At 34.9% G+C, this 26556-nt stretch carries 24 protein-coding genes; 20 read left to right on the top strand and 4 right to left on the bottom strand.

Annotation, left to right across the window (positions count from 1 at the left end; all coding sequences use genetic code 11):
- Nucleotides 1-269 precede the first annotated feature (269 nt).
- Genes DOK76_RS02845 through DOK76_RS02830 form a run of 4 tightly spaced genes read left to right on the top strand, consistent with a single transcriptional unit; the run spans nucleotide 270 to nucleotide 3796 of the window.
- The gene (locus DOK76_RS02845) at nucleotides 270-1097 is read left to right on the top strand and encodes a PRD domain-containing protein (RefSeq protein WP_206964843.1); all 828 of its coding nucleotides are present in this window, start codon (nucleotides 270-272) and stop codon (nucleotides 1095-1097) included.
- A gap of 11 nt (nucleotides 1098-1108) precedes the next feature.
- Nucleotides 1109-2506, top strand: a complete 1398-nt coding sequence (locus tag DOK76_RS02840) for a PTS transporter subunit EIIC (RefSeq protein ID WP_206964841.1) — start codon at nucleotides 1109-1111, stop codon at nucleotides 2504-2506.
- Nucleotides 2499-3284, top strand: coding sequence for a ChbG/HpnK family deacetylase (locus DOK76_RS02835; RefSeq protein WP_206964839.1), 786 nt, complete (start codon nucleotides 2499-2501; stop codon nucleotides 3282-3284). Before DOK76_RS02840 ends, DOK76_RS02835 begins: the two co-directional genes overlap by 8 nt.
- Nucleotides 3285-3298: 14 nt before the next feature.
- The gene (locus DOK76_RS02830; RefSeq protein WP_370590083.1) at nucleotides 3299-3796 is read left to right on the top strand and encodes a PTS sugar transporter subunit IIA; all 498 of its coding nucleotides are present in this window, start codon (nucleotides 3299-3301) and stop codon (nucleotides 3794-3796) included.
- Nucleotides 3797-4162: 366 nt separating this feature from the next.
- Here DOK76_RS02830 and DOK76_RS02825 read toward each other — a convergent pair whose 3' ends face one another.
- Both DOK76_RS02825 and DOK76_RS02820 read right to left on the bottom strand, forming a co-directional pair.
- Entirely contained in the window at nucleotides 4163-4369 is a 207-nt protein-coding gene (locus tag DOK76_RS02825; protein WP_206964837.1) for a hypothetical protein, read from the bottom strand.
- 104 nt (nucleotides 4370-4473) lie between these two features.
- Nucleotides 4474-5562 (bottom strand): hypothetical protein, encoded by a 1089-nt coding sequence (locus DOK76_RS02820; protein ID WP_206964836.1) that lies wholly within the window; start codon nucleotides 5560-5562, stop codon nucleotides 4474-4476.
- A 651-nt stretch (nucleotides 5563-6213) separates the two neighbouring features.
- Between DOK76_RS02820 and DOK76_RS02815 the strand changes: the two genes are divergently transcribed.
- Nucleotides 6214-6468 (top strand): hypothetical protein, encoded by a 255-nt coding sequence (locus tag DOK76_RS02815; protein WP_206964835.1) that lies wholly within the window; start codon nucleotides 6214-6216, stop codon nucleotides 6466-6468.
- 776 nt (nucleotides 6469-7244) lie between these two features.
- Here DOK76_RS02815 and DOK76_RS02810 read toward each other — a convergent pair.
- A complete protein-coding gene (locus tag DOK76_RS02810) occupies nucleotides 7245-7550 on the bottom strand; it encodes a putative quinol monooxygenase (protein ID WP_206964834.1) in 306 nt (101 codons plus the stop codon).
- Between the two features lie 66 nt (nucleotides 7551-7616).
- Between DOK76_RS02810 and DOK76_RS02805 the strand changes: the two genes are divergently transcribed.
- From DOK76_RS02805 to DOK76_RS02795, 3 genes are all read left to right on the top strand, one after another.
- Nucleotides 7617-7985, top strand: coding sequence for a MerR family transcriptional regulator (locus DOK76_RS02805; RefSeq protein ID WP_206964833.1), 369 nt, complete (start codon nucleotides 7617-7619; stop codon nucleotides 7983-7985).
- A 237-nt stretch (nucleotides 7986-8222) separates the two neighbouring features.
- Entirely contained in the window at nucleotides 8223-9539 is a 1317-nt protein-coding gene (locus DOK76_RS02800; RefSeq protein ID WP_206964832.1) for a Y-family DNA polymerase, read from the top strand.
- Between the two features lie 259 nt (nucleotides 9540-9798).
- Nucleotides 9799-10149, top strand: coding sequence for a hypothetical protein (locus DOK76_RS02795; RefSeq protein WP_206964831.1), 351 nt, complete (start codon nucleotides 9799-9801; stop codon nucleotides 10147-10149).
- 26 nt (nucleotides 10150-10175) lie between these two features.
- Here the strand turns inward: DOK76_RS02795 and DOK76_RS02790 are convergent, their stop codons facing one another.
- Nucleotides 10176-11147, bottom strand: a complete 972-nt coding sequence (locus DOK76_RS02790) for an L-lactate dehydrogenase (RefSeq protein WP_206964830.1) — start codon at nucleotides 11145-11147, stop codon at nucleotides 10176-10178.
- Between the two features lie 241 nt (nucleotides 11148-11388).
- On the opposite strand from DOK76_RS02790, the gene pth reads away from it, so the two are divergent.
- The 12 genes from pth to lysS all read left to right on the top strand — a co-directional run bounded on the left by pth (nucleotide 11389) and on the right by lysS (nucleotide 26174).
- Nucleotides 11389-11958 carry an aminoacyl-tRNA hydrolase gene (gene pth / locus DOK76_RS02785; RefSeq protein ID WP_206964829.1) on the top strand — a complete coding sequence of 190 codons (570 nt, stop codon included), beginning with the start codon at nucleotides 11389-11391 and terminating at the stop codon, nucleotides 11956-11958.
- Between the two features lie 15 nt (nucleotides 11959-11973).
- Nucleotides 11974-15507, top strand: coding sequence for a transcription-repair coupling factor (gene mfd / locus DOK76_RS02780; protein WP_206964827.1), 3534 nt, complete (start codon nucleotides 11974-11976; stop codon nucleotides 15505-15507).
- Nucleotides 15508-15526: 19 nt separating this feature from the next.
- A complete protein-coding gene (locus DOK76_RS02775) occupies nucleotides 15527-17116 on the top strand; it encodes a putative polysaccharide biosynthesis protein (protein ID WP_370590082.1) in 1590 nt (529 codons plus the stop codon).
- 4 nt (nucleotides 17117-17120) lie between these two features.
- Nucleotides 17121-17396: an RNA-binding S4 domain-containing protein gene (locus DOK76_RS02770; RefSeq protein WP_206964826.1), complete on the top strand. Its 276-nt coding sequence runs from the start codon at nucleotides 17121-17123 to the stop codon at nucleotides 17394-17396.
- A gap of 73 nt (nucleotides 17397-17469) precedes the next feature.
- Entirely contained in the window at nucleotides 17470-17871 is a 402-nt protein-coding gene (locus tag DOK76_RS02765; RefSeq protein WP_206964824.1) for an FtsB family cell division protein, read from the top strand.
- Nucleotides 17872-17912: 41 nt separating this feature from the next.
- Nucleotides 17913-18401, top strand: a complete 489-nt coding sequence (locus DOK76_RS02760; RefSeq protein WP_206964822.1) for a S1 domain-containing RNA-binding protein — start codon at nucleotides 17913-17915, stop codon at nucleotides 18399-18401.
- An 86-nt stretch (nucleotides 18402-18487) separates the two neighbouring features.
- On the top strand, nucleotides 18488-19885 hold the full coding sequence (gene tilS / locus DOK76_RS13320) for a tRNA lysidine(34) synthetase TilS (protein WP_206964819.1): 1398 nt from the start codon (nucleotides 18488-18490) through the stop codon (nucleotides 19883-19885).
- A gap of 17 nt (nucleotides 19886-19902) precedes the next feature.
- Complete coding sequence (gene hpt / locus DOK76_RS02750; RefSeq protein WP_206964817.1) at nucleotides 19903-20448, top strand: hypoxanthine phosphoribosyltransferase; 546 nt, start codon at nucleotides 19903-19905, stop codon at nucleotides 20446-20448.
- A 77-nt stretch (nucleotides 20449-20525) separates the two neighbouring features.
- Complete coding sequence (gene ftsH / locus DOK76_RS02745) at nucleotides 20526-22586, top strand: ATP-dependent zinc metalloprotease FtsH (protein ID WP_206964815.1); 2061 nt, start codon at nucleotides 20526-20528, stop codon at nucleotides 22584-22586.
- A gap of 104 nt (nucleotides 22587-22690) precedes the next feature.
- Nucleotides 22691-23578, top strand: a complete 888-nt coding sequence (gene hslO / locus DOK76_RS02740; protein WP_206964813.1) for an Hsp33 family molecular chaperone HslO — start codon at nucleotides 22691-22693, stop codon at nucleotides 23576-23578.
- Between the two features lie 5 nt (nucleotides 23579-23583).
- Complete coding sequence (dusB, locus tag DOK76_RS02735; RefSeq protein ID WP_206964965.1) at nucleotides 23584-24582, top strand: tRNA dihydrouridine synthase DusB; 999 nt, start codon at nucleotides 23584-23586, stop codon at nucleotides 24580-24582.
- 128 nt (nucleotides 24583-24710) lie between these two features.
- On the top strand, nucleotides 24711-26174 hold the full coding sequence (gene lysS, locus DOK76_RS02730) for a lysine--tRNA ligase (protein WP_242542182.1): 1464 nt from the start codon (nucleotides 24711-24713) through the stop codon (nucleotides 26172-26174).
- Nucleotides 26175-26556 lie beyond the last annotated feature (382 nt).

Below are 26556 nucleotides of genomic sequence, written 5' to 3'. Positions count from 1 at the left end.
GAGGGAACTGCTCAGTATCAGAGCAACAACTTATGTGGTCTCCCTCTAAATAGATAGGTGTAAGTATTTTACTCTTATTTTAAGTTAATGCATGATTTAGGAGATATTTAGAAATATTTGACTATATTGATTATGTGGTTTATTATATTTATAAATATTAATTATGGATTGTTACTCTTTGAGGCATAACCATTTCTTTTTATTAACATAAAGAGAGGGGGAGTTATGCACTTGAAGAGTATTTTTTTATTGTTTTGGAGGTAATTAGAATGAGAATTATTAAAAAAATTAATAACAATGTTGCTGAATGTGTAGATGCTAAGGGAAATCATCTTATTGCATTTGGCAATGGAATAGGTTTTCCTAAAACACCTTATGAGTTAGAAGATTTAAGTAAAATTAATATGACGTTTTATAAGCTAGATAAGTATTTTGAATTATTATTAACAGAAGTACCAGAAGATATTTTTAATATTAGTATGGAAATTGTAAGGGAAGCGAATAAAGAATTAAAAGGAACTTTAAACACTACATTGGTGTTTAATTTAGCAGATCATATTAATTTTTCAATTCAAAGATTACAGAAAAATAAAAAAACGCCATTAAACTATTCTTACGAGATAGCTAAAATGCATCCTGAAGAAACTGAGCTGGCAAAAAAGTCGATAAAATTAATTGAAGAAAAAAAGAATATATCTTTACCTGAAGGAGAGATTACTAGTCTAACAATGCATTTTGTAAACAGTAGACTTGAATATAAGGAAACACAGGAAGAGATACTTATTAAAGAATTAATAAATAAAATAACAGAGCTTATAGAACTGGAATTTGGAATAATTATTGATAAAACGGAGTTTCATTACAATCGTTTTTGTAATCATCTAGTTTATTTTTTAAAGCGATTACAAAATGAAAAATCTATTACTAGTAAGAATGGTAGCTTGCTAGATCATTTAAAAAAGCAACATAGTGAAGTTTTTTTAGTTACAAATCAAGTAAAAGAATTAGTTTATCAATATTTCAATAAATATGTGGAAGATGATGAACTAGTCTATTTAATAATTCATATAAATAGATTGTATGAAAATAATGTGTAGGAGAAAATCTAATGAAGAAATATGAAAAATTAGTAAATGAAATTTTGTTGAATATAGGTGGAGCTGAAAATATTAGTAGTGTTACTCATTGTATGACAAGATTACGTTTTAATTTAAAAGATTTAAGTAAGACTAATAATGACGCACTTTCTAATGTGAAAGGTGTTCTTGGAATAACTCAATCTGGAGGGCAGTATCAAGTTATTATAGGCCAATCTGTAGGGGAAGTATATAATCAATTACTAGAAACAGCTCAAATTGATGGAGATAAAACAGATGATAAGTTAACAGTTACTCAAGATAAAAACTTAAAATATTATGGAAATAAAATTTTGGATACATTAGCTGGTAGTTTGACACCTTTAATTCCAGTTTTAATTGCAGCATCAATGTTTAAAATGTTAGTAGTTATACTTGGTCCAACAATGTTGAAAGTTATTTCTGAAGGTAGTTCAATTTACACCTTATTAACATTTGTTGGTGATGCAGGATTTTATTTTTTTCCTGTATTTATAGGGTACACAGCAAGTAAGAAAATGGGAGTTACTCCTGTGTTAGGTTTGTTTTTAGGAGCAATTCTAATACATCCAACTTTTATAGGTTTGATTGATTCTGGAACTAAGCTATCATTATTTGGGTTATCAATTACACCGCAAAATTATACTAGTACTGTAATACCTATGATTTTATCAATTTGGGTAATGTCTTATGTAGAACAATTTTTTAAAAAAGTAATCCCGTCTATGCTAGGAACTATTTTAGTACCTACACTGACAATGGTAGTGATGATTCCTCTTAGTTTAGGAATTTTTGGACCACTAGGATTTGTATTAGGAGAATATATAAGTAAGGGACTATTATCATTAGATTCAATAGGTGGATTTTTAGCAGTACCAATTATTGCTGCATTGTGGCAATTTGTAGTTATGACAGGTATGCATTTACTAATGATAACAACAATGATTACAGTTTTTGCTCAAAATGGTCAAGAGGCAATGGTAGCTCCTGCAGGTATTGCTTCGAGTATGGCTGTTGTTGGAATGTGTTTGGGAGCTTTTTTATACATGAAGAATAAAGAAAATAAAGCAACTGCGTTCAGTTTTGTTGTGGCGTGTTTTATAGGTGGTGTTACGGAACCAGGCGTATATGGCATTGGGGTTCGTTATAGAAAACCGTTTATTGGAATGATGATAGGAGCTTTTGCAGGAGGTCTATATGCAGGAATTACAAATGTCACAGCGTATGCATTAATTCCTGTAGCAAATTTTACAGCTTTGGCAAGTTTTGTAGGTGGTAGTACAAAAAATTTGGTTAATGGTGTGATAACTTGTGTCATCAGTATTATTGTAGCTGCAATAGCAACATACATGCTAGGACTTGAAGAAAAAGGAGCGGATTCAATTGGATAATTTAAAAAAGACAATATTATTTAGAGCTGATGATCTAGGATACTCAGAAGCGGTCAATTATGGTATAGAAAAATCAGTGAAAGAGGGAATGATTCAGAGTGTAGGTGTAATGGTGAATATGCCAGCTACTGAACATGGCGTTAGATTATTAAAAGAAGAGCCGATTGCATTTAGTTTGCATACTAATATTTGTGTTGGGAAACCTATTTCTCCTATTGAGAAGATTCCAACACTTGTGGATGACAAAGGGAATTTTAGAAAATCAAGTGATTATAGAAATTCAGAAATTGATTCTCTATCAAAAGATGAAGTACTAATTGAGATTGAAGCGCAATTCAAGAAATTTATAGAATTATTTGGTAGAGTTCCAGATTATTTTGAAGGACACGCCATTTCTAATAAAATATTCTTTGAAGCACTAGAACAATTTTCTAAAGAACATAATTTGAAATACTCAGGAGTACCAATGGATGCAGATCCTAATAGTTTACCAACAGATAGTTCAATTAATATTAATGATAATAAAGTATATATGTGGATGGGTGCAATGGAAAAGGATTATGATCCATATAAATTTGTTGAATCAGTATTGAACAATCTACATGATGATGGAGTAGACATGATTGTATTTCATCCAGGTTATCTAGATCATTTTATTTTGAATAATTCATCATTACTTGTACCTAGAGTTGAAGAAGTTGAATATTTAACAGACAAAGATGTTCAAGATGAAATGGATAGATTAGGAATAGTTCAAATAAATTATAATGATTTATAGAATTAGAGATAGGAGTGAGAACTATTAATTTATTTAAAAAATTACAGAAGAAATCTAAAATATTAGAATTATATAGTGTTTCTGAAGGGAATTTGATACCAATTACAGAGGTTAATGACGATGTGTTCTCTCAAAAAATGTTAGGTGATGGTTTTGCAGTTCAACCTAAAAATTCCAACGTTTATTCACCTATTGAAGGAGAAGTGACATCTATATTTCCAACGAAACATGCAATAGGATTAAAAAGTAGCACAGGCGTGGAAATTTTAGTTCATATTGGAATTGATACCGTTGAATTAAGTGGAGAACCTTTTGAAGTTTTTGTAAGAGAAGGAGATAAGGTAGATAATAAAACCCTTTTAGCTACTGTTAATTTGAAAATGCTAGAAGAAAAAAATAAACAAAGTGATATATTAGTGATTATAACAAATGACAGTTATGAAAAATTAAACATTAATGATTACGGACAAATGAAAGAAAATATTTTTATTGGAAATTTAATACTAAAATAGTAAAATGTTTTTTTAAGAATAAGTGCTCACAACTGCATCGTTGTGGGCATTTTTTGTATGTTTTAAAAATCACCAGTTATGTGGGTGGTTCTAAAGAATTTTCAACTTGGTATAAAAAAGACCTCCTAAAATAATAAGATATATTTGTTTTTTCGACCACAAAATATCAATTATACAGGAGGTTCCTTATGAAAATGGACAATTAAAGTTTATCATAGAACAAATACTATGAAATCGAAAAATCTGTTATATAAACCAGTATGCTGTACTGAGGAAAAAGGGGTGGCTTACTAATGAAAGGTAATCAAAAGCAGTTAATTATTGTCATTAAAATGATTCTACTTGTTAACTTTTTTGAAAAAGGACCTAATCGTTATTTTCATTCTTAGAATTAGGGTTTGCCATATAATTGGCGTTATCTTTGTCTTTAATCCCAATATTAGCTTTATTAATTCCAACCATACCTGTATTAATCATTGGATTAGAACCTTTCAAAGGGTCTTTACCTTTTGCACGCAACTTATCATTCTTGATACGGATTTTTTCTGACTTTAATAACTCTTTTTCTGACATGAAAATCCCTCCATTGTTTTTTCTTTATCATATCATGGATCAATTAATATCTTTAAAGTGCCTAACTATTTTTAAGCTAGGTACTTTTTTATTGCCTAGTCACATCAGTTGTCATCTTCAACTTTAAGTTTAATCACTCGGTCCATATGAAACAGGTCACTTTGTTTACGGTATTTATGGGAAGCTGACTCGAACAATAAATAAGCATGGTCATCTTGTCCAATCACTTGTTCCAAATAGGGTGGTAAAGAGATGCTTTTAATGCTATCTCCTTTATCTAAATCAAATCCAGGTTCATCCAAGTTATTATCAAAAACATATAAACGAGAGTTTTCTTTACCATAAGATTGAGAAAGCAATATTTTATTTTTATAAAAGCTAATACCTTGAATCTCATCATATGTTTTCCAAGTTTGTGCGGGTTCTACACCTGCTTTTGTTTCATCTGTTTTATTCAAATTTCCTTTAGTGTCTAAAGGAAATGAGGCCAAGAGACCACTTTGTTGTTTATCAAAATACCCAACATACAACACATTGTCATGATAACTTAGATAAGAGGTTAGTTTCACATCGTTTAAATCTACACGATAATCAAAAACAATCGGACTCTTAGTTTTATTCACATCATAGTCTTCTAAAGTAGATAGTTTAATGGATTCTACTTGAGCATCTTTTTCAGCATCAATGGTAGCAACCCAAAGTTGATCATGTTCTTTATCATAAGTAATCCCACCAACGTGATCAATGTCATCTAAGCAAATTGTTTTAATGTACTGACCGGTTTTCTTATCTAACATCCAAAGTACGGAATTGTATTGTTTACTTTTACTGTAGGCAGAGATAATAATGTATTTGTCTTCAACAATAGCAATGCCTTGAGGATCCATATCCTTTGAAATTCCTAGTTGACCTTTGTCTTTTCCTGAATGCACAATGGCCTGAGTTTGCTCTAGTCCAGGAATAACGTAATGACTTTGCTCACCACCGTCATATAGATGAGAGTAAGTTTTGGGAAATTTATGTTTCAGTTGATAAAAGAAATAGTGTTCTTTATAACTAACTGGATTGGTATTCGTATCATTAACAAGAACTGTTTTGGGAGGTTGTGTGGCGATATGAATGGTTAAGTATATCCCTCCAATTAATAAGGCAAGGATAAAAAAGATGATAAAAATTATTTTGTTCTTTTTCAATAATGTCTCCTCCTAATAAATAAGTCTCTTTTATTATATCAGGTTTAGTTTCATCGTTGTCTAGGATGAGAAGACAGAATGGAATAAAAAAGAAGAAGAACCTTTTTTAATAAGGCTCTTCTTCTAGAATTTAGGTATATCAATAGGGGCTCACAAAGTCGGTAATTTGAGCCTGCTGATATCGGCAACTTGGTTTAACGTTTAATTGATGTAAATCAATCTGTTAAATAACTACTTTGTAGCTTTTTTTCTTTTTAAATTTTGGAAAAATATCCGAAAAATCTTTTGAGGATTATTTTTATCGTGATAGATTTTAATAGGATCACCAATCTGACTATTCATCGGGACAAATATTCTGTTTTCAGAATAAATAGTTTTACCATCTGATTCAAATTTTATTATTGCTACTTTTCCATTAACAAATCGTTGTTCTAGAGGAGCATTACTGTAGCTATATAATTCGGAAATAGTGCCCACAGTAAATTGCTTTGCTTTACTTTACTCATGTTTATCACTACCTTTGATTTTATAGTACTTCAAGCTAATTATATCATTTTAAAATTAACTTGGTATAGTCACTCATATGTAAACTACAGACAAAAAAATAAAATTAGGTTATACTTATTAAAAAGTTGAAAGGGTGTTTAAGTTATGAACTGGAAACTTGGTCTTATAGGTTCTGCTTTATTAGAAACCTTTGGAAACAGTAAGCTTTGGCGTACTAAATGGTTTATATTTATTTCACATACATTGTCTTTCTTGTTATCCTTCTTTTTAATATTTCTGGTATTAGGTTTATTAGTAGATTCAAAACCTATTCTACCACCTATACTTTTAATTCTTTTAGCTCTGTTAAGTATTTTTTATGGGAGTTGGGCACATTATATTTATAAAAAAATAGATTGAACTTGGTTTAACTGCTCTTATGTTAACAGGTTCACATAAGAGTGATTATACCAAGTTAATTACATGATATAATCAATAAAAAAACTTTATAAAGGGTGATTGAAATGTCCATAAAACAAGTGAAAACAATAAAGATAGTTAGAATATTACTTGGTTCTTTTTTTCTCTATTTAACATTTAATCGAAAATTAATGAGTAGTAATCACGAACTAAGTTTTTTTTTAGTTAGTTATTCGCTTGTAATCTGTGCTGCTCTATTATCTAATGTAATACCAAAGAAATATCAATCTGGCAACACTTTTTTAAAATCTGAATTGAAGTGGATAGAAGTCATATTTGAGACAATAATAATGATTGTCTTAGCTCTTCTTTTAAATTTATTTTAGTAAAACCAGTTATTTAACTCCTTGTTTTACATAGTTAGATATTATACCAAGTGCCAGTATTAACAATGAATAGTAACGTTAAAATATATCTATTAAACAAAAAAGTAAAACCTCAAACAAACGGGGTTTTACTTTTTTGATTGAATAGATCGATATAGACTCTAAGATATTACTTATATCAATTTTTTCAAAATATAATTAACTAGATTAGGTATGATACGTGATAAAATTAAGATTAAAACAAAAACTAATGACCATGTCTTAAGCCAGATAAACCAATCAATTTTTCTGTTTGAAAGAAAATTTAGAAATAAAGTCATAATACCAGTAGTTATGAGGCTTGTTAAAACAAAATGAACAGTCTGATATTTTCTTTCTACTAATTTCATTTTACAGAGATACCTCTTTCGAACTTTCAAATAATTCAATTGTATCTAGTTGTTCTGCAAAAAACTCTTTAGTATATTCTTTTTCATGATGCTTATAAAATGATTCTGTATCCTTCCAAATTTCCCAAAGTCCAAATCTCTCGAGTTCTCTATTTAATGGAACTACTTCAAAAAGAATACACCCTTTCTCAGTAGTTGTCTTCTCTTGTAATTTTTCTAATTTTTTGATTAATTGTTCATACGGTACTTTCTTTGTAGATTGAAGAATCGCGGTACAATATAAATAATCCTCTTTTAAATAAGTCATAAAATTTCCCCTTTCGATATAAAAATAGTAAACTATGGAGTACACTCTATAGCAAGGAGAGATTTAATGTTTATTAAAGAATTTTCTCAAAAAACTGGTTTAACAATTGATACACTGAGATATTATGAAAAAGAACAATTATTAATCCCGAAAAGAACTGATAAAAATTACCGTTATTACACGGAAAAAGATTTATGTTGGGTAGAGCTACTCTTAAAACTAAAAGAAACAGGTATGACAATTAATGAGATAAAACAGTTTTCAGCATTACAAGAAGAAGGAGATAGTAGCTTACTTGACCGAACGATTTTACTACAGGCTCACATTAAAAATCTGAACGAGCAACGTTCTAATTTAGATAACACTATCGCTTTTGTAGAAAAAAAAATAGAAGGTTATCAGGAGAGATTCATGAAGTTTTCCGATTTTAAATAGATTAGATACGTTTACATCATCTATTGGCTTTTATGCTAACCTATCAATTCCACTTTACTCTCCCGAAGTAAATAAACCAACTCCTTTTTAGTACCTAGCTATTTTTAGTTAGGTACTTTTTTGTCGTGTTCGCTTTACAAAGCAAACGTAGGTTCGTATAATTGTGATGTGGCAAGGTGAGAAAACAGGATAAACCTTGCTATATAGGGATTTGGAAATAAGAGAGAAGGAATAGATATGCCACTAAATAGAGAACAATATTTCAATTACGAAAAAGAAAAACGTGACGATATGTTGTGTATCGACATGAAATCTTTTTATGCCAGTGTTGAATGTGTTGAGCGTGATTTAGATCCGTTAAAAACTCTTTTAGTGGTAATGAGTGGCGAACAGTCCTCTGGCGGTTTGGTTCTATCTTCCTCTCCAATGGCTAAAACAGAGCTAGGAATTACGAATGTGACAAGAAATTATGATGTTCCAAAGGACTCAAGACTTTTAGTAGTTCCTCCTCGTATGAATTTGTACATTGAAAAAAATTTACTAATTAATGCTATTTTTAGGCGTTACGTGGGAGATGAAGACATTTTAGTTTATTCCATTGATGAGACTTTTGTCAGATTAAACGCATCTAAGCGCTTATTTGGTCTCTCTACATATGAATTTGCGAGAAGGTTTCAACAAGATATTTTTAGAGAAACAGGTCTCTATTGTACGATTGGTATTGGAGATAACATGTTGTTAAGTAAGTTAGCTTTGGATAATGAGGCTAAGAGGAATTTGGATATGATAGCGACTTGGCATTATGAAGATGTACCGCAAACTGTGTGGAAAATTAAGAAGATGACAGACTTTTGGGGTATTAATAAACGAACAGAGAAGCGATTAAACAATAAAGGAATTTATTCCATAGAAGAGTTAGCATATTCAGATTTTTTTTCGATGAAAGCGTCTATGGGGTTGATTGGAGCTCAATTAGTGGCTCATGCTTGGGGCATTGATCGAGCGGATATATCAGAAACTTATGTGCCAAAGTCTAAAAGCATTGGCAATAGTCAAGTGTTGATGCGAGATTATACAAATGTATCAGAAATTAAAATAGTCATTCGGGAAATGGCTGATCAGGTTGCAACAAGGCTCAGGCATCGAGGGAAATTAGCTGGTTGTGTGCAACTTAGTGTTGGTTATTCGAGAAACGAGATAGAAGCAGGGTTTAGCCGGCAAATGAGTATTCCAGCTACTAATGATTCTGACTTACTAAGTGGTTATTGCTTACAGTTGTTTGACACTTTTTACACGCAAAAAACCGTGAGAAATCTGTCCGTTAGTTATTCCAAGTTAACAGATAGTCAGCACTTACAACTGAATTTATTTGATGAACCTGAGGAGATGATAGCGAGAGTCACTCTGAATGCCACTGTAGATAAAATCAGAAGACGGTACGGTTTTGAGGCCATTGTTCATGGCAGTAGTCACTTAGAAGGAGCTACCGCTATTAAGCGAGCTTCTTTAGTAGGAGGGCACGCTGGAGGGAATGATGGATTAATCTATGATTAGATGTCAGAGATAGTCATGAAAAAAACTCAATGTATGACATCAAATGCGTCATACATTGAGCGTCTATTTATTTAGTAGGTATTTAATGAGTTTCCAAATGACAAAAATAGTGAGAATAAAAGTAGCAATAAATAAGATGGTTGATAAAAAAGCATGCATATAAATCCCTCCTATCAATTTTATTATACCACGTTTAAAGAACAGAACGAGTGATTGAGGGATATCGTTTAATGATGAAAGAGAATGGGGAGGGATTTTCATGGAGTTAAATGCTTATTACAATGATCGTGGCGTGAAGAAGTATAATGGGTTTTATTTATCTGAACACACAGCAACTTTAGATAAGGAGCGAAACAATCGTTATGCAACTATTGCAGGAAAAGATGAGATGAGCCCAGAACAATTATATGAAGTGATTGACTACGCGTTATTTAAGTCAAAAGAGGTCAGTATTCAGCTGAATATGAAAGATATTGAAGGTGATTTTTTACCTGATGTGTGTGGTGTGATTGATGGATATGATGAAGTCAATTTGTATGTTAATCAAGTAGCAGTCCCTTTTAATAAAATTCGCCATGCGATGTTATTAGAAACAAAAACCTGGTATTAGCTGTTTTAGCTAATACCAGGTTGTGATTAATTTTCTTGTTCTAGTTGTTCAAAAGCAGTATCCATAACTTCTTTTAATTTTTCAGCAGAGTAATGGTATTTTTCTTTTTCGGCATCTGTTAAAGGAATTTCGATGACGTTTTGGATACCACGGCGATTGACGATAGCTGGTGCTCCGATGAAAATATCTTCTAAGCCGTAGTGGCCATTCAGATAAACAGATAAAGGAAGTACTGCATTTTCATCGTTTAAAATAGCTTTAGTAATTCGTGCTAAAGCAACAGCGATACCGTAGAAAGTAGCTCCTTTTTTCTCAATAATAGTATAAGCAGCATCTCTTACTTGGAAGAACAAGTTAACTAATTCTTCTTCGTCGATTTCTGGGTGATCTTTAACCCATTCATAGATTTGTAAACCAGCTACGTTAGCATGTGACCAAACAGGGAATTCTGTGTCACCGTGTTCACCTAAGATATAACCATGGACGTTACGAGCATCTACGCCAACTAATTCAGCAATACTTTGGCGGAAACGAGCAGAGTCAAGAGAAGTTCCGCTACCAATAACTCTGTGTTTTGGAAAACCAGAGAACTTCCAAGTCGCATAGGTTAAAATATCGACAGGGTTAGAAGCTACCAAGAAGATACCGCTAAATCCAGAAGCAACCACGTCATCGACAATTTTTTTAAATATTTTAAGGTTTTTATTTACTAAATCAAGGCGTGTTTCACCAGGTTTTTGTGCGGCACCTGCTGTAATAACAACTAAGTCAGCATCGTGACAATCAGCGTAAGTCGCTGCATATATTTTTTTAGGAGAAGTAAAAGCTAATGCGTGTGATAAATCAATCGCATCTCCAATCGCTTTATCTGTATCAATATCAATAATCCCGATTTCTTGGGCAATGTTTTGAGTAACTAAAGCAAAGGTATAGCTAGATCCTACTGCCCCATTACCAACAACCATAATCTTTTGATGATTTGTATTTGTTTCAACCATAATGGAAAATCTCTCCTTTAATCTTATATTTTTTTGTTATTATAACACTCAAAAAAAGCAAAGTCATTTAGAAAGGATTAGGGTATTAGAGATTCTAATAGTAGGAAGTTAAGGGAATCTTTAGTCTTTAATGGAAAGAAAACACATAAACTATGATATAATTATTTAAAATCTGGGCACCATCAGTGTGCGCGGGTATTTTCTGCGTCACTAAGAAGACGCCTGTAAAAGGAGATAGCTCATGAAATTAATCGTTGGACTTGGCAATCCAGGAAGTAAATACCGAGGAACAAAACACAATATTGGTTTTATCGCTTTAGATGAGATTGCCTTTCAAGAAAAAATAGAATTCAATAAAACACAATTTGAAGCAGATACAGCAGAATTTTTCTTAAATGGAGAAAAAATCCTGTTAGTGAAGCCTCAAACCTTTATGAATGAATCAGGTCGTTCTGTAGGTCCTTTGATGGATTATTACAATGTTTCTGATGAAGATGTTTTAGTTATTTACGATGATTTGGATTTACCGATTGGTCGTATTCGTCTAAGACAAAAGGGGAGTGCGGGTGGTCATAACGGGATTAAGAGTTTGATTGCTCATTTAGGGACCAATGAATTTAACCGAATCAAAGTGGGGATTGATCGCCCTCAAAATGGTAAGGAAGTAGTGTCTTATGTGTTAAGCACTTTTCCAAAAAATACCCATGAAGACATGTTAGCTTCAGTGAGACAAGCAGCAGAAGCTTCTCTTTACTGGGCAAGTGGTCACGATTTTGTGAATACCATGAATCAATTTAACACAAAAAAATAAGATAGGAGAGACATCATGTATTTAAACAAAGCACTTGTCAGTCGTTTTGGCCAAAGTGTCAAAGTAAAAGAATGGCAAAAAGAGTTAACAACAGACTCTTCTCATTTGATTACTGGACTGTCTGGTTCAGCTAAGACGCTAGCTATTGCTAGTTTACTGGAAAAACAAAAGAAAATTCTGATTGTCACTCCTAATTTGTACTACGCTAGTAAGTTAATGGATGACTTACAACATATAATAGAAGAAAAGTATTTGTTTTATTTTCCAGTAGATGAAGTGACGGCCGTTGAAATGTCCTTTTCTTCCCCTGAAGCTTTAGCAGACAGAATTAATGCTTTAAGCTTTTTAGCCAGTGATGACACAGGGATTTTAGTGACTTCTTTAGCAGGTCTCCGTCGCTTTTTACCAAGTCCAAGTGTCTGGAAAGAGCAGAGTTTGATCTTTGAAAAAGATGGGACTCTTGATTTAGGAACGTTAGCTGAAAGGCTAGTTCTATTAGGCTACGAGAAAGAACAAATGATTGGGAAACCTGGTGAGTTTAGTATTCGGGGAAGTATTGTGGATATTTATCCATTAACAAGTGACTACCCAGTGCGACTAGATTTATTTGATGATGAAATCGAATCTCTGCGTTTGTTTGATGCAGACACGCAACGCTCTATTGGTGAAATCGATCATATTGTTATTCCACCAGCGATGGACACACCTGTAACGAAAGAAGCTCTCCATCAAGCTAGTGAAGTCTTAAAAGAATTAGTAGCAGATAAAGTGTCAGAGATGGCTCCTAGTGAAGAGCGTGGCCGTATAGAGGCTTACTTTGAGCAAATCATCAGTGAGTGGTCTGAAGGACACCCGACTGAGGAAGTCAAACTATATGGGGATTTATTGTACCCTGAAAAGACCTATTTAACAGATTACTTGTCAGAGACAGATGTGATTGTTGTTGATGATTACAGTCGCCAACTTGAAAGTGAGCGTGAGTTGTTACGCGAAGAAGGAGAATGGATTACCCTTAAATTAGAAGAGGGCGTCTTTTTCGAGGATCACACATTAGGTGGCGATTTTAGAAGCATCTTAAAACAAGCTAAACAGAGTAAAACCTATTTTTCTCTTTTCCAAAAAGGAATGGGGAATTTAAGGTTCAAGAGTATTCACCCCTTTGAGTACCGTCCAATGCAACAATTCTTCGGGCAAATGCCATTACTTAAAACAGAGATGGATCGTTGGCACAAGCAAAAACAAACTGTTGTGGTTTTAGCAGAAAATGAAGAGCGAACTGAAAAAGTGGAAGCTTTGTTACTTGATTTTGAAATCAATTCAGTCATTAACAACAGCTCCAAGCTACTAGCAAAAACCATTCAAATTCAGACAGGTAGTTTAGCTTCAGGATTTGAGTTGCCTGATGAAAAGTTAGTAGTTCTTGTTGAAAAAGAGATTCTACATACCCAAGGGAAAAAGAGAGCGCGTAAGCAAACTATTTCAAATGCGGAGCGTTTAAAAAGTTATAATGAGCTAAAACCAGGGGATTACGTGGTTCATGCTAATCACGGTATTGGTAAATACATCGGCATGGAAACCTTACTTAGTGGAGGGGTCCATCAAGATTACATGACCATTCTGTATAAGAATAACGACAAACTCTTTATTCCAGTAACTCAGCTTGATATGATTCAAAAATACGTTGCCTCAGAATCCAAAACCCCACGTGTGAATAAGTTGGGTGGCTCTGAGTGGGTCAAAACGAAAAATAAAGTGTCAGCTAAAGTAGAAGACATTGCAGATGACTTGATTAAGCTATATGCAGAACGTGAAGCCGAAAAAGGCTATGCCTTTGGGCCAGATGATGAGTATCAAATGGAATTTGAAGGAAACTTCCCTTATTCAGAGACGGAAGATCAGTTGCGTAGTATTCAAGAAATCAAGCAAGACATGGAAAAAGAACGTCCAATGGACCGCTTGTTAGTTGGAGACGTTGGTTATGGTAAGACAGAAGTAGCTATTAGAGCAGCCTTTAAAGCTGTACGAGATGGTAAGCAAGTAGCCTTTTTAGTACCGACAACAATTTTGGCGCAACAGCATTATGAAACTATGCGTGATAGATTTGCTAATTTCCCAGTAAATGTTGGGTTGTTAAGTCGTTTTAGAACAAAAAAACAACAAACAGAAACAACAGAAAAAATTAAAAAAGGGCAAATTGATATTGTTGTGGGAACTCACCGTATTTTATCAAAAGACATTGAATTTATTGATTTAGGTCTGTTGATTGTCGATGAGGAACAACGGTTTGGTGTGAAGCATAAAGAACGCTTGAAACAATTAAAATCTCAAGTAGATGTCTTAACTTTAACAGCGACACCGATTCCAAGAACACTACATATGTCTATGCTAGGCGTGCGTGATTTATCCGTTATCGAAACACCACCAGCCAACCGCTACCCTGTGCAAACTTATGTGATGGAAAAAAATCCAGGAGCTATTCGTGAGGCATGTGAAAGAGAAATTGCCCGTGGTGGTCAGATTTTTTATCTATATAACCGAGTAGATACGATTGAGCAAAAGGTGGAAGAGTTAAGAGCTTTAGTTCCTGATGCGAGAATCAGTTATGCTCATGGTCAGCTAACAGAAGTTCAATTGGAAAATAGGCTAATGGAATTTATTAATGGAGATTACGATATCTTAGTGACCACAACAATCATTGAAACAGGTGTGGATATTCCTAATGTGAATACTTTATTTGTTGAAAATGCTGATTACATGGGCTTGTCTCAGTTGTATCAGTTACGTGGTCGAGTGGGTCGAAGTAACCGAGTGGCTTATGCTTATTTCATGTATGAACCACAAAAAGTGTTAAATGAAGTGAGTGAGAAGCGCCTGCAGGCTATTAAAGATTTTACTGAACTTGGCTCAGGATTTAAGATTGCTATGCGCGATTTGTCGATTCGTGGAGCAGGAAATCTGTTAGGAGCGCAACAACACGGCTTTATTGATTCTGTTGGTTTTGATATGTACACACAAATGCTGACAGAGGCTGTCAACCGTAAGCAAGGAAAAGACAATCAAGATACCAAAACCATTACTGAAATTGATTTGGGAATTGATGCTTATATTCCAACAACTTATATTGAAGACGAACGTCAAAAAATCGAGATCTACAAGCGTATTCGTCAATTGGAAAGCCAAGAGATGTTTGATGAGCTAGAAGCAGACTTGTTAGACCGTTTTGGTGAGTATCCTGATGAAGTGGCTAATTTACTAACAGTGGGTCTGATTAAAATGAATAGTGATTTTGCTTTAGTCGAAAAAATTCAAAAACGCCAGTTAGTCATTGATGTTGTATTGTCAAAAGCAGGTACTAATGCGTATACGATTGAGCAAATTTTCAAAGCCTTGTCTAAGACAACCCTGAAAGCGGAGCTTAGTTCAGAGGATACCTTAACCGTTCAACTGAAATTGACAAAACAAATGTCAGAGGTCGTTTGGTTACAAGAAGTTGCACAATTTATTGAAGCGTTACGTGAGCAAAAATACGTAAAGGTAGCTAAAAAATAGGCTTAGATGAGGTGAGAGTGTGTCAGATAAAACCTTAGAAAAAAACATGCTACAAGGAACAGTGATTTTAACTCTGACCTCCTTTGTGGTGAAAGTGCTAAGTGCTGTTTACCGTGTGCCTTATCAGAATTTAGTTGGAGACGAGGGTTTTTATGTGTACCAACAAATTTATCCGATATACGGGATTGGTATGACCTTAGCTCTAACAGGATTACCCGTATATCTATCTAAGCTATTAGCTGCATGCTCTAGTCAAAAAGAACAAGAAAAGACGTTAAATGCCTTTTTCACCGTTGTCAGTGGTTTGTCTCTTCTGTTGTTTGGTAGTTTGTATGCTCTAGCCACACCAATCGCTAGACTAATGGGGGATGTGAGTTTGTCGCCTCTGATACAGGTGGTGTCGTTTGTCTTTTTACTAGTGCCGTTTCTATCGACTTATCGTGGTTTTTTTCAAGGTCAGTTGGAGATGAAACCCACAGCTATCTCTCAATTAGTTGAGCAAGGTAGTCGTGTACTGGTGATTTTAGGGGCAGGGTACTTGTTTACAATTCTTGATTGGACTGTTTATGATGTGGGGAATGTCGCCATGTCAGGAGCTATTGTGGGTGGTTTATTCGCTTTAGTCATTCTATGGTATTACGGTAGAAGGCGTTCTTTTTCAGTCCGTCTAAGGAAGCAAGATTCAAAAGAGTTAAGACAGTTCACGAAAAAGTTATTAAAAGAAGGTGGCACGCTTTGTTTTTTTAGTGCCTACTTGATTGTTTTTCAATTAGTAGATGCTTTTTCAGTAAAACAATTTTTGGTTTATGGTGGCATGGATGACTTGTCTGCTAAAATAGCCAAAGGTGTATTTGATAGAGGACAACCTCTTGTACAGCTGGGCTTAGTTGTGGCTGTCAGTATGACGGCGGCCTTTTTACCACCATTAACGAAGCACTTTATGAATAAAGACAAACGAGCTTATGAGGATATGGTATTTTCTTATATAAAAGTAGCTCGAGTGATTGCCTTAGCTGCTTCAGTTGGTTTAGCTCTAGTCTTGCCTTATATCAATGTGACTCTTTTTAGTGATAATCAAGCAGAGTTGACCTTAAGTTTGTTTGTTTTATCGATTTACTTTGTATCCATGATCCAAACCTATCAAACTATTTATCAAAGTCAAAATATTGTCAGGTATCAAGTGTTAGGAGCAATAGCAGGTTTGTTTACTAAAATTGTGTGGACGCCTTTACTAACTTTTTATTACGGAACAGTGGGAGCTAGTCTCAGTACCTTATTCGGTTTGTTTGTCTGTCTAGCTGTGTTAAAGTGGTATCTTGTTAAGGCAATACCAGGGCATAAAAGTAGTCATGAATATCGAATCAAGCTAAGTCTTAACTTAGCTGGCATGATTGCGGTCTTACTTGTTTATCGCGGGATATTAGAGATAGTGCAGTGGCAAACATTTGAAAGAGGAGCGGACTTACTGCTAAGTTTACTAGGCGTTTGTTTAGGTGGTAGTGTTTATATTATCGGTTTAATTAAGAGTCAGTTATTTACAGAAGCAGAGTGGTACATGCTACCATTTGGTAAAAAAGTTGTTAAAAAAATGAAGAAAATCTCGAGGTGATTGTATGCGATTAGATAAATTTTTAAAAGTATCACGAATTATTAAACGAAGAACTGTGGCAAAAGAGATTGCTGATAAAGGCCGAATTCAAGTAAACGGTCAATTGGCAAAATCTTCTACTAATGTAAAAATCGGAGATACGCTAAAAATATTATTTGGAAATAAAACATTAGAAGTTCGTGTTTTGGACTTAAAAGACACAACTAAAAAAGATGAAGCAAAAGATTTGTATGAAGTAATCAGTGAAACAAGAGAAACAAGCTATGAAAGTTTGGATTAGTATTAGACATTGCGTTAATGACTTGGTATAATGAACATATCTGTAATTGGAGAGAATGGAGATTCTAAAGAGAATGAAAAAAGACCGTAAATTGTTGACATATGATAAAGAACAACAAGCAAGTCTAACCATGAAATCGATGCAAAAAGATCAGAAAAAGATCATTTTTAGAAGACGTCGACTAGGGATTATGTTTGCTGCAGCACTTGTGGTGTTTTCATTAATAGGTATTAACCTTTTTAGAAATAGCCAACGTTTAGTTGCATTACAAGAAAGTCGAAAAGAAGCAGAAACAGAGCAAAAACAAGTCGCTAAAAATGAAAAAGATTTAAAGCGTGAAGTAGATCTGTTAAATGACACAGAATATGTGGAAAAAATTGCTCGTGCTAAATATTTTTATTCAAAAGAGGGAGAACAAGTTTATAGTATCCCGGATTTAAATAATAGCTCGACTCAAATCAGTGGTAACAAATAACAATAAATACTTTGGAAGGTTCAAGGAGGAAATAATTTTTTATGTCAATTGAAGTAGGGGTAAAACTACCTGGTAAAGTTTCAGGAATTACCAATTTTGGTGCGTTCGTTGATTTAGGAGCAGGTAAAACAGGGTTGGTCCATATTAGTGAAGTATCAAATAGTTTTGTGAAAGACATTAACGATGTATTAAAAGTCGGCGATGAAGTAGAAGTGAAAGTCATGAGTATTGGTGATGACGGTAAGATTGGTTTATCAATCAAACGTGCCAATGAGGAAGAACGTCCAGTAAGAGAACGTGCACCTAAGAAAGACTTTAGCAAACGACCAAATAATAATTACAATCGTTCAGATCGTCCAGAGAGATCTGGTGGCGGAAACTACAACCGTAAGCCTGCTGCACCTGCACCTAAAAAAGAAGGATTTGATAACTTAATGAGCTCATTCCTAAAAGATAGTGATGAAAGATTAAGTTCAATCAAACGAAATACTGAAGGTAAACGTGGAGGCCGTGGAGGTCGTCGTAGTTAATAAATCAAAAGAGTATGTGCTCTTTTCAAAAAGGCTGACCAATTTGTGTCAGCCTTTTTCTTTCTTAAAAAAAGAGGTGATAAGAAGTGTTAGAAACAAGATTTCAACAAAGTGTGGCTATCAATAAGTGGTGGCAACCAGGGGAAAAGGTATTAGTAGCCGTATCTGCAGGTGTGGATTCTACTGTGTTGTTTCATCTGTTGCACCACCTACCTATAAGTCTGAAACCTCAGATAATTGTAGCCCACGTTGATCACCAATTACGAGAGTCGTCAACAGAAGAAAGTCAGTTTGTTGCTTCGGTTTGTCAAAAAAGGCAAGTACCTTTCTTTAATAAAGTGTGGAAAGACGGAGCGATGGTGACAACCAATATGGAACAAGCAGCAAGAGATGTTCGGTATGGATTCTTTTCAGAGGTGATGGAGCAAGAAGGGATTCGTTGTTTGCTGACAGCTCATCACGAAGACGATCAAATTGAAACTATGATGATGCGCCTAGTGGGAGGGAGTCGTCTAAAAGGTTTAATCGGCATGTCAGAAACTCGTGACTTTTCTTTGGGTCAGTTGATTCGTCCTCTACTTCCTTATAAAAAGTCAGACTTGTATGAATACGCTAAACGTCATGAGCTTCTTTTTTTTGAAGATGAGAGCAATCAAGAGACATCTTATGCTCGTAATAGAATGCGTCATGTCTACTTACCGCAACTTAGACAAGAAAACCCTCAGTTAAATGAGCAGCTTCTTTCATTAAGAGAAGAACTTCAAGCAGCTCAAAAGATTGTAGTTGCTAGAGTGACTCCTTTATATGAAGAAAGTATCCATCTTTCATCGCGTGGAGTGATTATTCGGCAAAGTTTATTTGAAACGTACTCAGAGGCAGAACAACATTTTATCTTAACTCATTTAGTTGAAGAGCTTCATGAGGTATATGGTTTAGTTATTGGTAAAAAACAACAAGAATTGATTCAAAAAGCTTTAGTTAGTGAGCAACCGAATGTGAGCTTTCCGTTAAAAGGAGATTGGTTCTTTACAAGAAGTTACCATGAGGCAAGTTTGAGACAAGAAAAATCACAGACTGTTAAAAACTCTAGTCATGTGTTAAAGGCCAATGAAGGTGTGAGAGTTTCTTCTAGTGAATGGTTTGGCTTGTTTGAAGCAGATCAAGTGGTGTTGCCTGAAGAATTATCTCAATTTAAGCGATTAGATTATGACTTTGTGGTAGGACAAAAAGAGCAACTTCTTATTAGAAGGCCTCAACCAGGTGATCGAATCGTTCTAAATGACAAAGGGCAGCACAAAAAGATTTCTCGTTATTTTATTGACGAGAAAATTCCACGTGAAAAAAGACAAATGAGCTGGGTTATTGAAGATAGTTTAGGGACAGTAAAATGGTTAGTCCCTTTTAGAGAAAGTTATTTGAGTATTCGAGATGAAACTGATAAAATACATTATAAGCTTGTCTATCTTTACCTAAAAGACGAGTAGCTTGGAAGGAGAACCAGATGTTAGAAAGAGATATTGAAAAAACATTTTATTCAGAAGAACAAATTCAAGAGCGCGTACAAGCGTTAGGTGCAGTGATTAGCAAAGACTATGAGGATAAAAACCCATTAGTTGTCGGAATCTTAAAAGGTGCTGTACCATTTTTAGCGGATTTAGTTCGTTCAATGAACATTCACATGGAAATGGACTTCATGGATGTATCTAGTTATGGTAATGCCACTGTGTCTTCAGGAGAAGTTCGTATCTTAAAAGATTTAAGTACAGTAGTTGAAGGCCGTCATATTTTACTTGTTGAAGATATTATTGATAGTGGTCGTACATTAAAATATTTAGTGGATTTATTGAAACATAGAAAAGCAGCTTCAGTAAAAATCGTTACAATGTTAGATAAACCAGAAGGCCGTGTGGTTGAAATGGACGCAGATTATATTGGATTTGAAGTACCAAATGAGTTTGTTGTTGGTTATGGTTTAGATTATGCTGAAGACTATCGTAACATGCCATACATTGGTGTCTTAAAACCTGAGATTTATGAAAATAATTAAGGGTGTTACGCTTTCTTTGTGATATAATAAAGACTTACTAATAACTACTACTAACTAAATATATAAGGAGGCCATGTATGAATAATAAGAAGAATTCAGGGATGAAAAATTCACTTTATTATATTATTGTTTTCTTATCAATGATTATGATTGTGTATTTCTTCTTTGGTCAAGGTGGAGATCAGTCACCTAATATTAATTATTCGACGTTTTACAAGCAATTAACAGAAAAACAAGTCAAAGAATTCTCTGTTCAACCATCTAATGGAGTTTATAAAATAACTGGAGAATATGCAGAAGAACAAAAAGTAACTGATTCAGGTGGCTTACCTGTTTTTGGTCAAACAAAAGTGAAGTCAAAACGCTTCTCAACAACTGTGTTACCAAATGACTCAACGATGGGTGATATTAGTAAAGCAGCAAGAGAAGCCGATGCCAAAATGGTTGTTAAAGAGCAATCAAGTAGTGGTATTTGGGTTCAATTACTCTTTAGTTTCTTACCGCTAATCTTTATGGTGTTCTTGTTCTACATGATTATGGGACAAGGTAGCCAAGGCGGTGGCGGTGGCGGCCGTGGCGTTATGAATTTTGGTAAAACCAAAACAAAAGAAGCTGATAAAAAAGCCATTACAGTTCGTTTCTCTGACGTAGCAGGTGCTGAAGAAGAAAAACAAGAACTAGTAGAAGTTGTGGAGTTCTTAAAAGACCCACGACGATTTGCAGAGTTAGGTGCCAGAATTCCTGCTGGTGTTCTTTTAGAGGGACCTCCAGGAACAGGTAAAACATTATTAGCAAAAGCTGTAGCCGGAGAAGCAGGCGTACCATTCTTCTCAATCTCGGGTTCTGACTTTGTTGAAATGTTTGTCGGTGTTGGTGCTAGTCGTGTTCGTGATTTATTTGAAAATGCGAAAAAAGCTGCTCCTGCTATTATCTTTATTGATGAGATTGATGCAGTTGGTCGTCAACGTGGTGCTGGTATGGGTGGAGGACACGATGAGCGTGAACAAACACTTAACCAATTACTAGTTGAGATGGACGGATTTGGTGGTAATGAAGGTGTTATCGTTATTGCTGCAACTAACCGTTCAGATGTACTTGACCCTGCTTTACTTCGTCCAGGACGTTTTGACCGTCAAATCTTAGTAGGAACACCTGACGTTAAGGGTCGTGAGCAAATCTTAAAAGTTCACTCACGTAACAAACCTTTAGCGGAAGATGTGGATTTAAAAGTAGTCGCACAACAAACACCAGGATTTGCTGGTGCTGATTTAGAAAACGTGTTAAACGAAGCTGCTTTAGTAGCTGCTCGTCGTAACAAGAAAAAAATCGATGCAAGTGATATTGACGAAGCACAAGACCGTGTAATCGCAGGTCCAGCTAAGAAGGATCGCGTGATTAGTAAACGTCAACGTGAGTTAGTTGCTTATCATGAAGCGGGACATACTATCTGTGGTTTAGTATTAGATGATGCAAACATCGTTCATAAAGTAACCATCGTTCCTCGTGGACGCGCTGGTGGTTACATGATTTCTCTACCAAAAGAAGACCAATTCTTAATTACTAAAAACGAAATGTTTGAACGTATTGTAGGTCTTTTAGGTGGACGTGTTGCAGAAGAAATCGTCTTTGATGTTCAATCAACTGGAGCAAGTAATGACTTTGAACAAGCGACAAGCTTAGCTCGTTCAATGGTAACTGAATACGGAATGAGTGACGCTTTAGGTCCTGTTCAATATGAAGGAAACCACCAAGTCTTTGTTGGTCGTGATTACGGTCAAACAAAAGCTTACTCAGAACAAGTGGCTTACCAAATTGACGAAGAAGTTCGCAATATCTTGAAGAGTGCTCATGATAAAGCAGTTGAGATTATTGAATCACATCGTGACCAACATAAATTAATTGCTGAATCATTATTAGAGCATGAAACATTGAATGCTAAAGAAATCACTTCTTTATTCGAAGATGGTGTCATGCCATCTAAAGATGAAAAAGATGAGTTCCCAAGTGAAAAAGAAGGTTCTTTTGAAGAAGCTAAAGAAGCGCTAGAAAGAAAAGACGCTGAAAAGCAACAAGAAGAGAAATCTGCTAATCACGAAGGTCTTGCAGACGGGGAAGTTATGGTGCCAGAAGACGAGTAAAATCGTTTTGAGGTTTTAACTAAATAAGTTATGATAAGTGGGATATACGAAAGTGTACCCCACTTTTCTATTGTAAAAATGAAGAAGATAAAGGATGGGACAACATGAAAGATTACTTAGTAAAAGCATTAGCCTTTAATGGAGAAATTCGTGGAATGGCTGTTAGAACAACTGAAACAGTTAAAGTAGCCCAAGAAAGACACGACACATGGCGTGCCGCAACGGCTGCTTTAGGGAGAACGTTAACAGGTTCATTACTACTAGGCGCTATGCATAAAAACGAAGAAAAATTAACCGTAAAAATTCAAGCCGATGGACCAATTGGTGCGATTATTGTAGATGCCGATAGTAAAGGAAATGTAAAAGGTTACGTGCAAAATCCAGAAGTTAATCTAGCGCCTAACGCTCTAGGGAAGATTGATGTTCGTGGTGCTGTGGGAACGAATGGAACGTTTAGCGTTGTGAAGGACTTAGGATTGAAAGAAGCTGTAACAGGTCAAGTACCGATTGTATCAGGTGAAATTGCAGAAGACTTTACTTACTATTTAGCAACTTCAGAGCAAGTACCTTCTGCAGTAGGGTTAAGTGTGTTAGTAGATAACCAAGCAGATGATTGTGTCAAAGCTGCTGGTGGATTTATGATTCAAGTGATGCCAGGAGCTAGTGAAGACACATTAGCTGAAATTGAAAAACGACTAGCAGATATTCCTCAAGTATCTAATCTATTAGATGCAGGAGAAACACCTGAGAAAATATTACAACGTTTATTAGGTGAAGAAAATGTAGAAATTCTTGAGACAATGCCAGTTCAATTTGCTTGTGATTGCTCTAAAGAACGATTTGCAGCAGCAATTGTGACGTTAGGTGAAGCAGAATTAAGTCAAATGATTGAAGAAGACGAAGGTGCAGAGGCTGTTTGTCATTTCTGTGGTGAAAAGTATCAATATAATGCAGATGAGTTAAGAGAATTAAGAGATGAAGCCGTTAAGTAAGGAGGATTTCCCCTGTGTGGAAAATAGGTAATGTAGAAATAGATAATCGAGTGGTTGTAGCTCCTATGGCGGGTATTAGCAACTCTGCGTTTAGACTAACAGTCAAAGAATTTGGTGCAGGACTAGTTGTCTGTGAGATGATTAGTGATAAAGGCATTCAACAACGTAACAAAAAAACGCTAGACATGCTACATATAGAAGAAGCAGAACACCCACTAAGTTTACAGATATTTGGTGGGAACAAAGAAACCTTAGTTGAGGCGGCTAAATTTGTTGAAGAAAACACAACAGCCGACATTATTGATATCAATATGGGGTGTCCCGTTAGTAAAATCATTAAAGCTGAAGCAGGAGCTAGATGGTTACTTGATCCAAATAAGGTTTATGAAATGGTTGATGCCGTATCAAGTGCCGTTAAGATTCCGGTAACAGTTAAAATGCGTATTGGTTGGGATGAAGAGCATGTGTATGCTGTGGAAAATGCCAAAGCAGCAGAAAGTGCCGGGGCAGGAGCCGTTGCCATGCACGGTAGAACCCGTGTCCAAATGTATGAAGGAAAAGCCAATTGGGACGTCTTAAAAGAAGTTAAAAAACACTTGAGTATTCCTTTTATGGGGAATGGAGACGTGCGAACACCAGAAGATGCTAAACGCATGCTTGATTACGTAGGGTGTGATGGCGTGATGATTGGTCGTGCCGCTTTAGGAAATCCGTGGATGATTTATCGCACTAAGCACTACCTAGAAACAGGCGAATTATTAGAAGAGCCGCAACCTACAGCGAAAATTCAAACAGCTAAGCTTCATTTATCTCGATTAGTTAAACTAAAAGGAGAAAAAATTGCTTGTTTAGAGTTTCGTCAACATGCAGCTTATTACCTAAAAGGAGCACCTCGAGCAACAAAGGCGCGTCTGGCAATTAATAAAGCTCAAACAGAAAGCGAAATTATCGCTATTTTTGATGAGTATCTAGCCAATTTAGAGGCAAAAGGAATAGCAAGTTAATAAATGTAAGAGAAAAGGCAAATTGACTTGCCTTTTTTTGTTTTAGTATGGCATTATAGTAGGGAACAGATTGTCAAAAAAGTATAGGAGGAAGTAACGTGACAAAAGAAATTCAAGGTCATGAAGAGATGAATGACCAATTAATCGTACGTAGAGAAAAAATGGCGGAATTGCGTGAAAAGGGGCTTGATCCTTTTGGTTCACGTTTTGAACGTACCACTAACTCTAAAGAACTACATGAGACATATGACAAACATACAAAAGAAGAGTTATCAGAATTAGGAGCAGTAGCAACTGTTGCTGGTCGTATGATGACTAAACGTGGAAAAGGTAAAGTAGGCTTTGCTCATTTACAAGACCGCGAAGGACAAATCCAAATTTACGTAAGAAAAGATGCTGTAGGAGAAGAAGAATACGACTTATTCAAACAAGCAGACTTAGGTGACTTTATTGGGGTAACAGGTGAAGTCATGAAAACAGATATGGGTGAAGTAACGATTAAGCCAACTAGCTTAACTTTCTTAACAAAAGCCCTACGTCCGTTACCAGACAAATACCATGGTTTAACTAATGTTGAGCAAAAATACCGTCAACGTTATTTAGACTTAGTAAGTAACAGAGACAGTTTTGACACATTTGTTAAACGAAGTGAAATCATTCGTGAAGTTCGTAATTACTTAAATACACATGGTTACTTAGAAGTAGAAACACCAACTCTACATAATATTGCTGGTGGAGCAGCAGCTCGTCCGTTTATTACGCATCACAATGCTTTAGACATGGAGTTATACTTACGTATTGCTTTAGAGTTACACTTAAAACGATTAATCGTTGGTGGAATGGAAAAAGTTTACGAAATTGGTCGTGTTTTCCGTAACGAAGGTATCGATACAACACATAACCCAGAATTTACTATGTTAGAAGTTTATACAGCTTATACAGATTACAAAGATATCATGGACTTAACAGAAGGTATTATCACTCATACAGCTCAAACTGTATTAGGTAAATTACAAATTGAGTATGGTGAATACCAAGTGAATCTAGAAGGACCATGGAAGAGAATTCATATGGTTGATGCGATTAAAGAAGAATCGGGTGTTGATTTCTGGCAAGAGATGACAGATGAAGAAGCTCGTGCTATTGCTAAAGAACACGGTATTGAATTAGGTGAACATATGGATTATGGACATGTGGTTAACGAGTTCTTTGAAAAATATGTAGAAGAAACCTTAATTCAACCAACATTCATTTATGGTCATCCAACATCTATTTCGCCATTAGCGAAGAAAAATGCTGAAGATGGAAGATTCACAGATCGATTTGAAGTATTTATAGTAGGGAAAGAATATGGAAATGCGTTTACTGAATTAAATGATCCAATTGATCAACGTGAACGTTTTGAAGCGCAAATGAAAGAAAAAGACTTAGGAAATGACGAAGCACAAGGAATCGATGAAGACTTTATTGAAGCTCTTGAGTACGGAATGCCTCCGACAGGTGGACTAGGTATCGGTATTGATCGTCTGGTTATGCTATTAACTAACTCTCAATCAATCAGAGATATTCTATTATTTCCAACAATGAGATAAAGAAAAGGAGAAATTTTTCTCCTTTTTTTGTTTGTTTTTAGTTATAAAACCAACGTATTATTATTTAATAACAGTTAAATCCAGTTAATGATTAAATAAAACGAATCTAAAAAGCTAAAATAGCTTTTTTACCGAACGAAAATAGATATAATTAAGATAAAGTTGGTGAAAAAAATTTTAAAAGAAAAGCTTGACGAAACATTGGATAATTGATATATTAGTACATGTCGCTACGACATATTAAAAAACACTGAAACACGAAAGAGACATATAACATATCTATGTGTAATAAGGGTTTTGATAAGTTTTAGAGAAAAATAAATAACAAAAACTTTTAAAAAGTTGTTGACAAATGGTTGGCGACTTGGTATGATATAAAAGT

The organism is Candidatus Vagococcus giribetii, from assembly GCF_017316185.1.
GTDB classification, from domain to species: domain Bacteria; phylum Bacillota; class Bacilli; order Lactobacillales; family Vagococcaceae; genus Vagococcus; species Vagococcus giribetii.
This window is presented reverse-complemented; position numbering and strand designations above follow the sequence as displayed.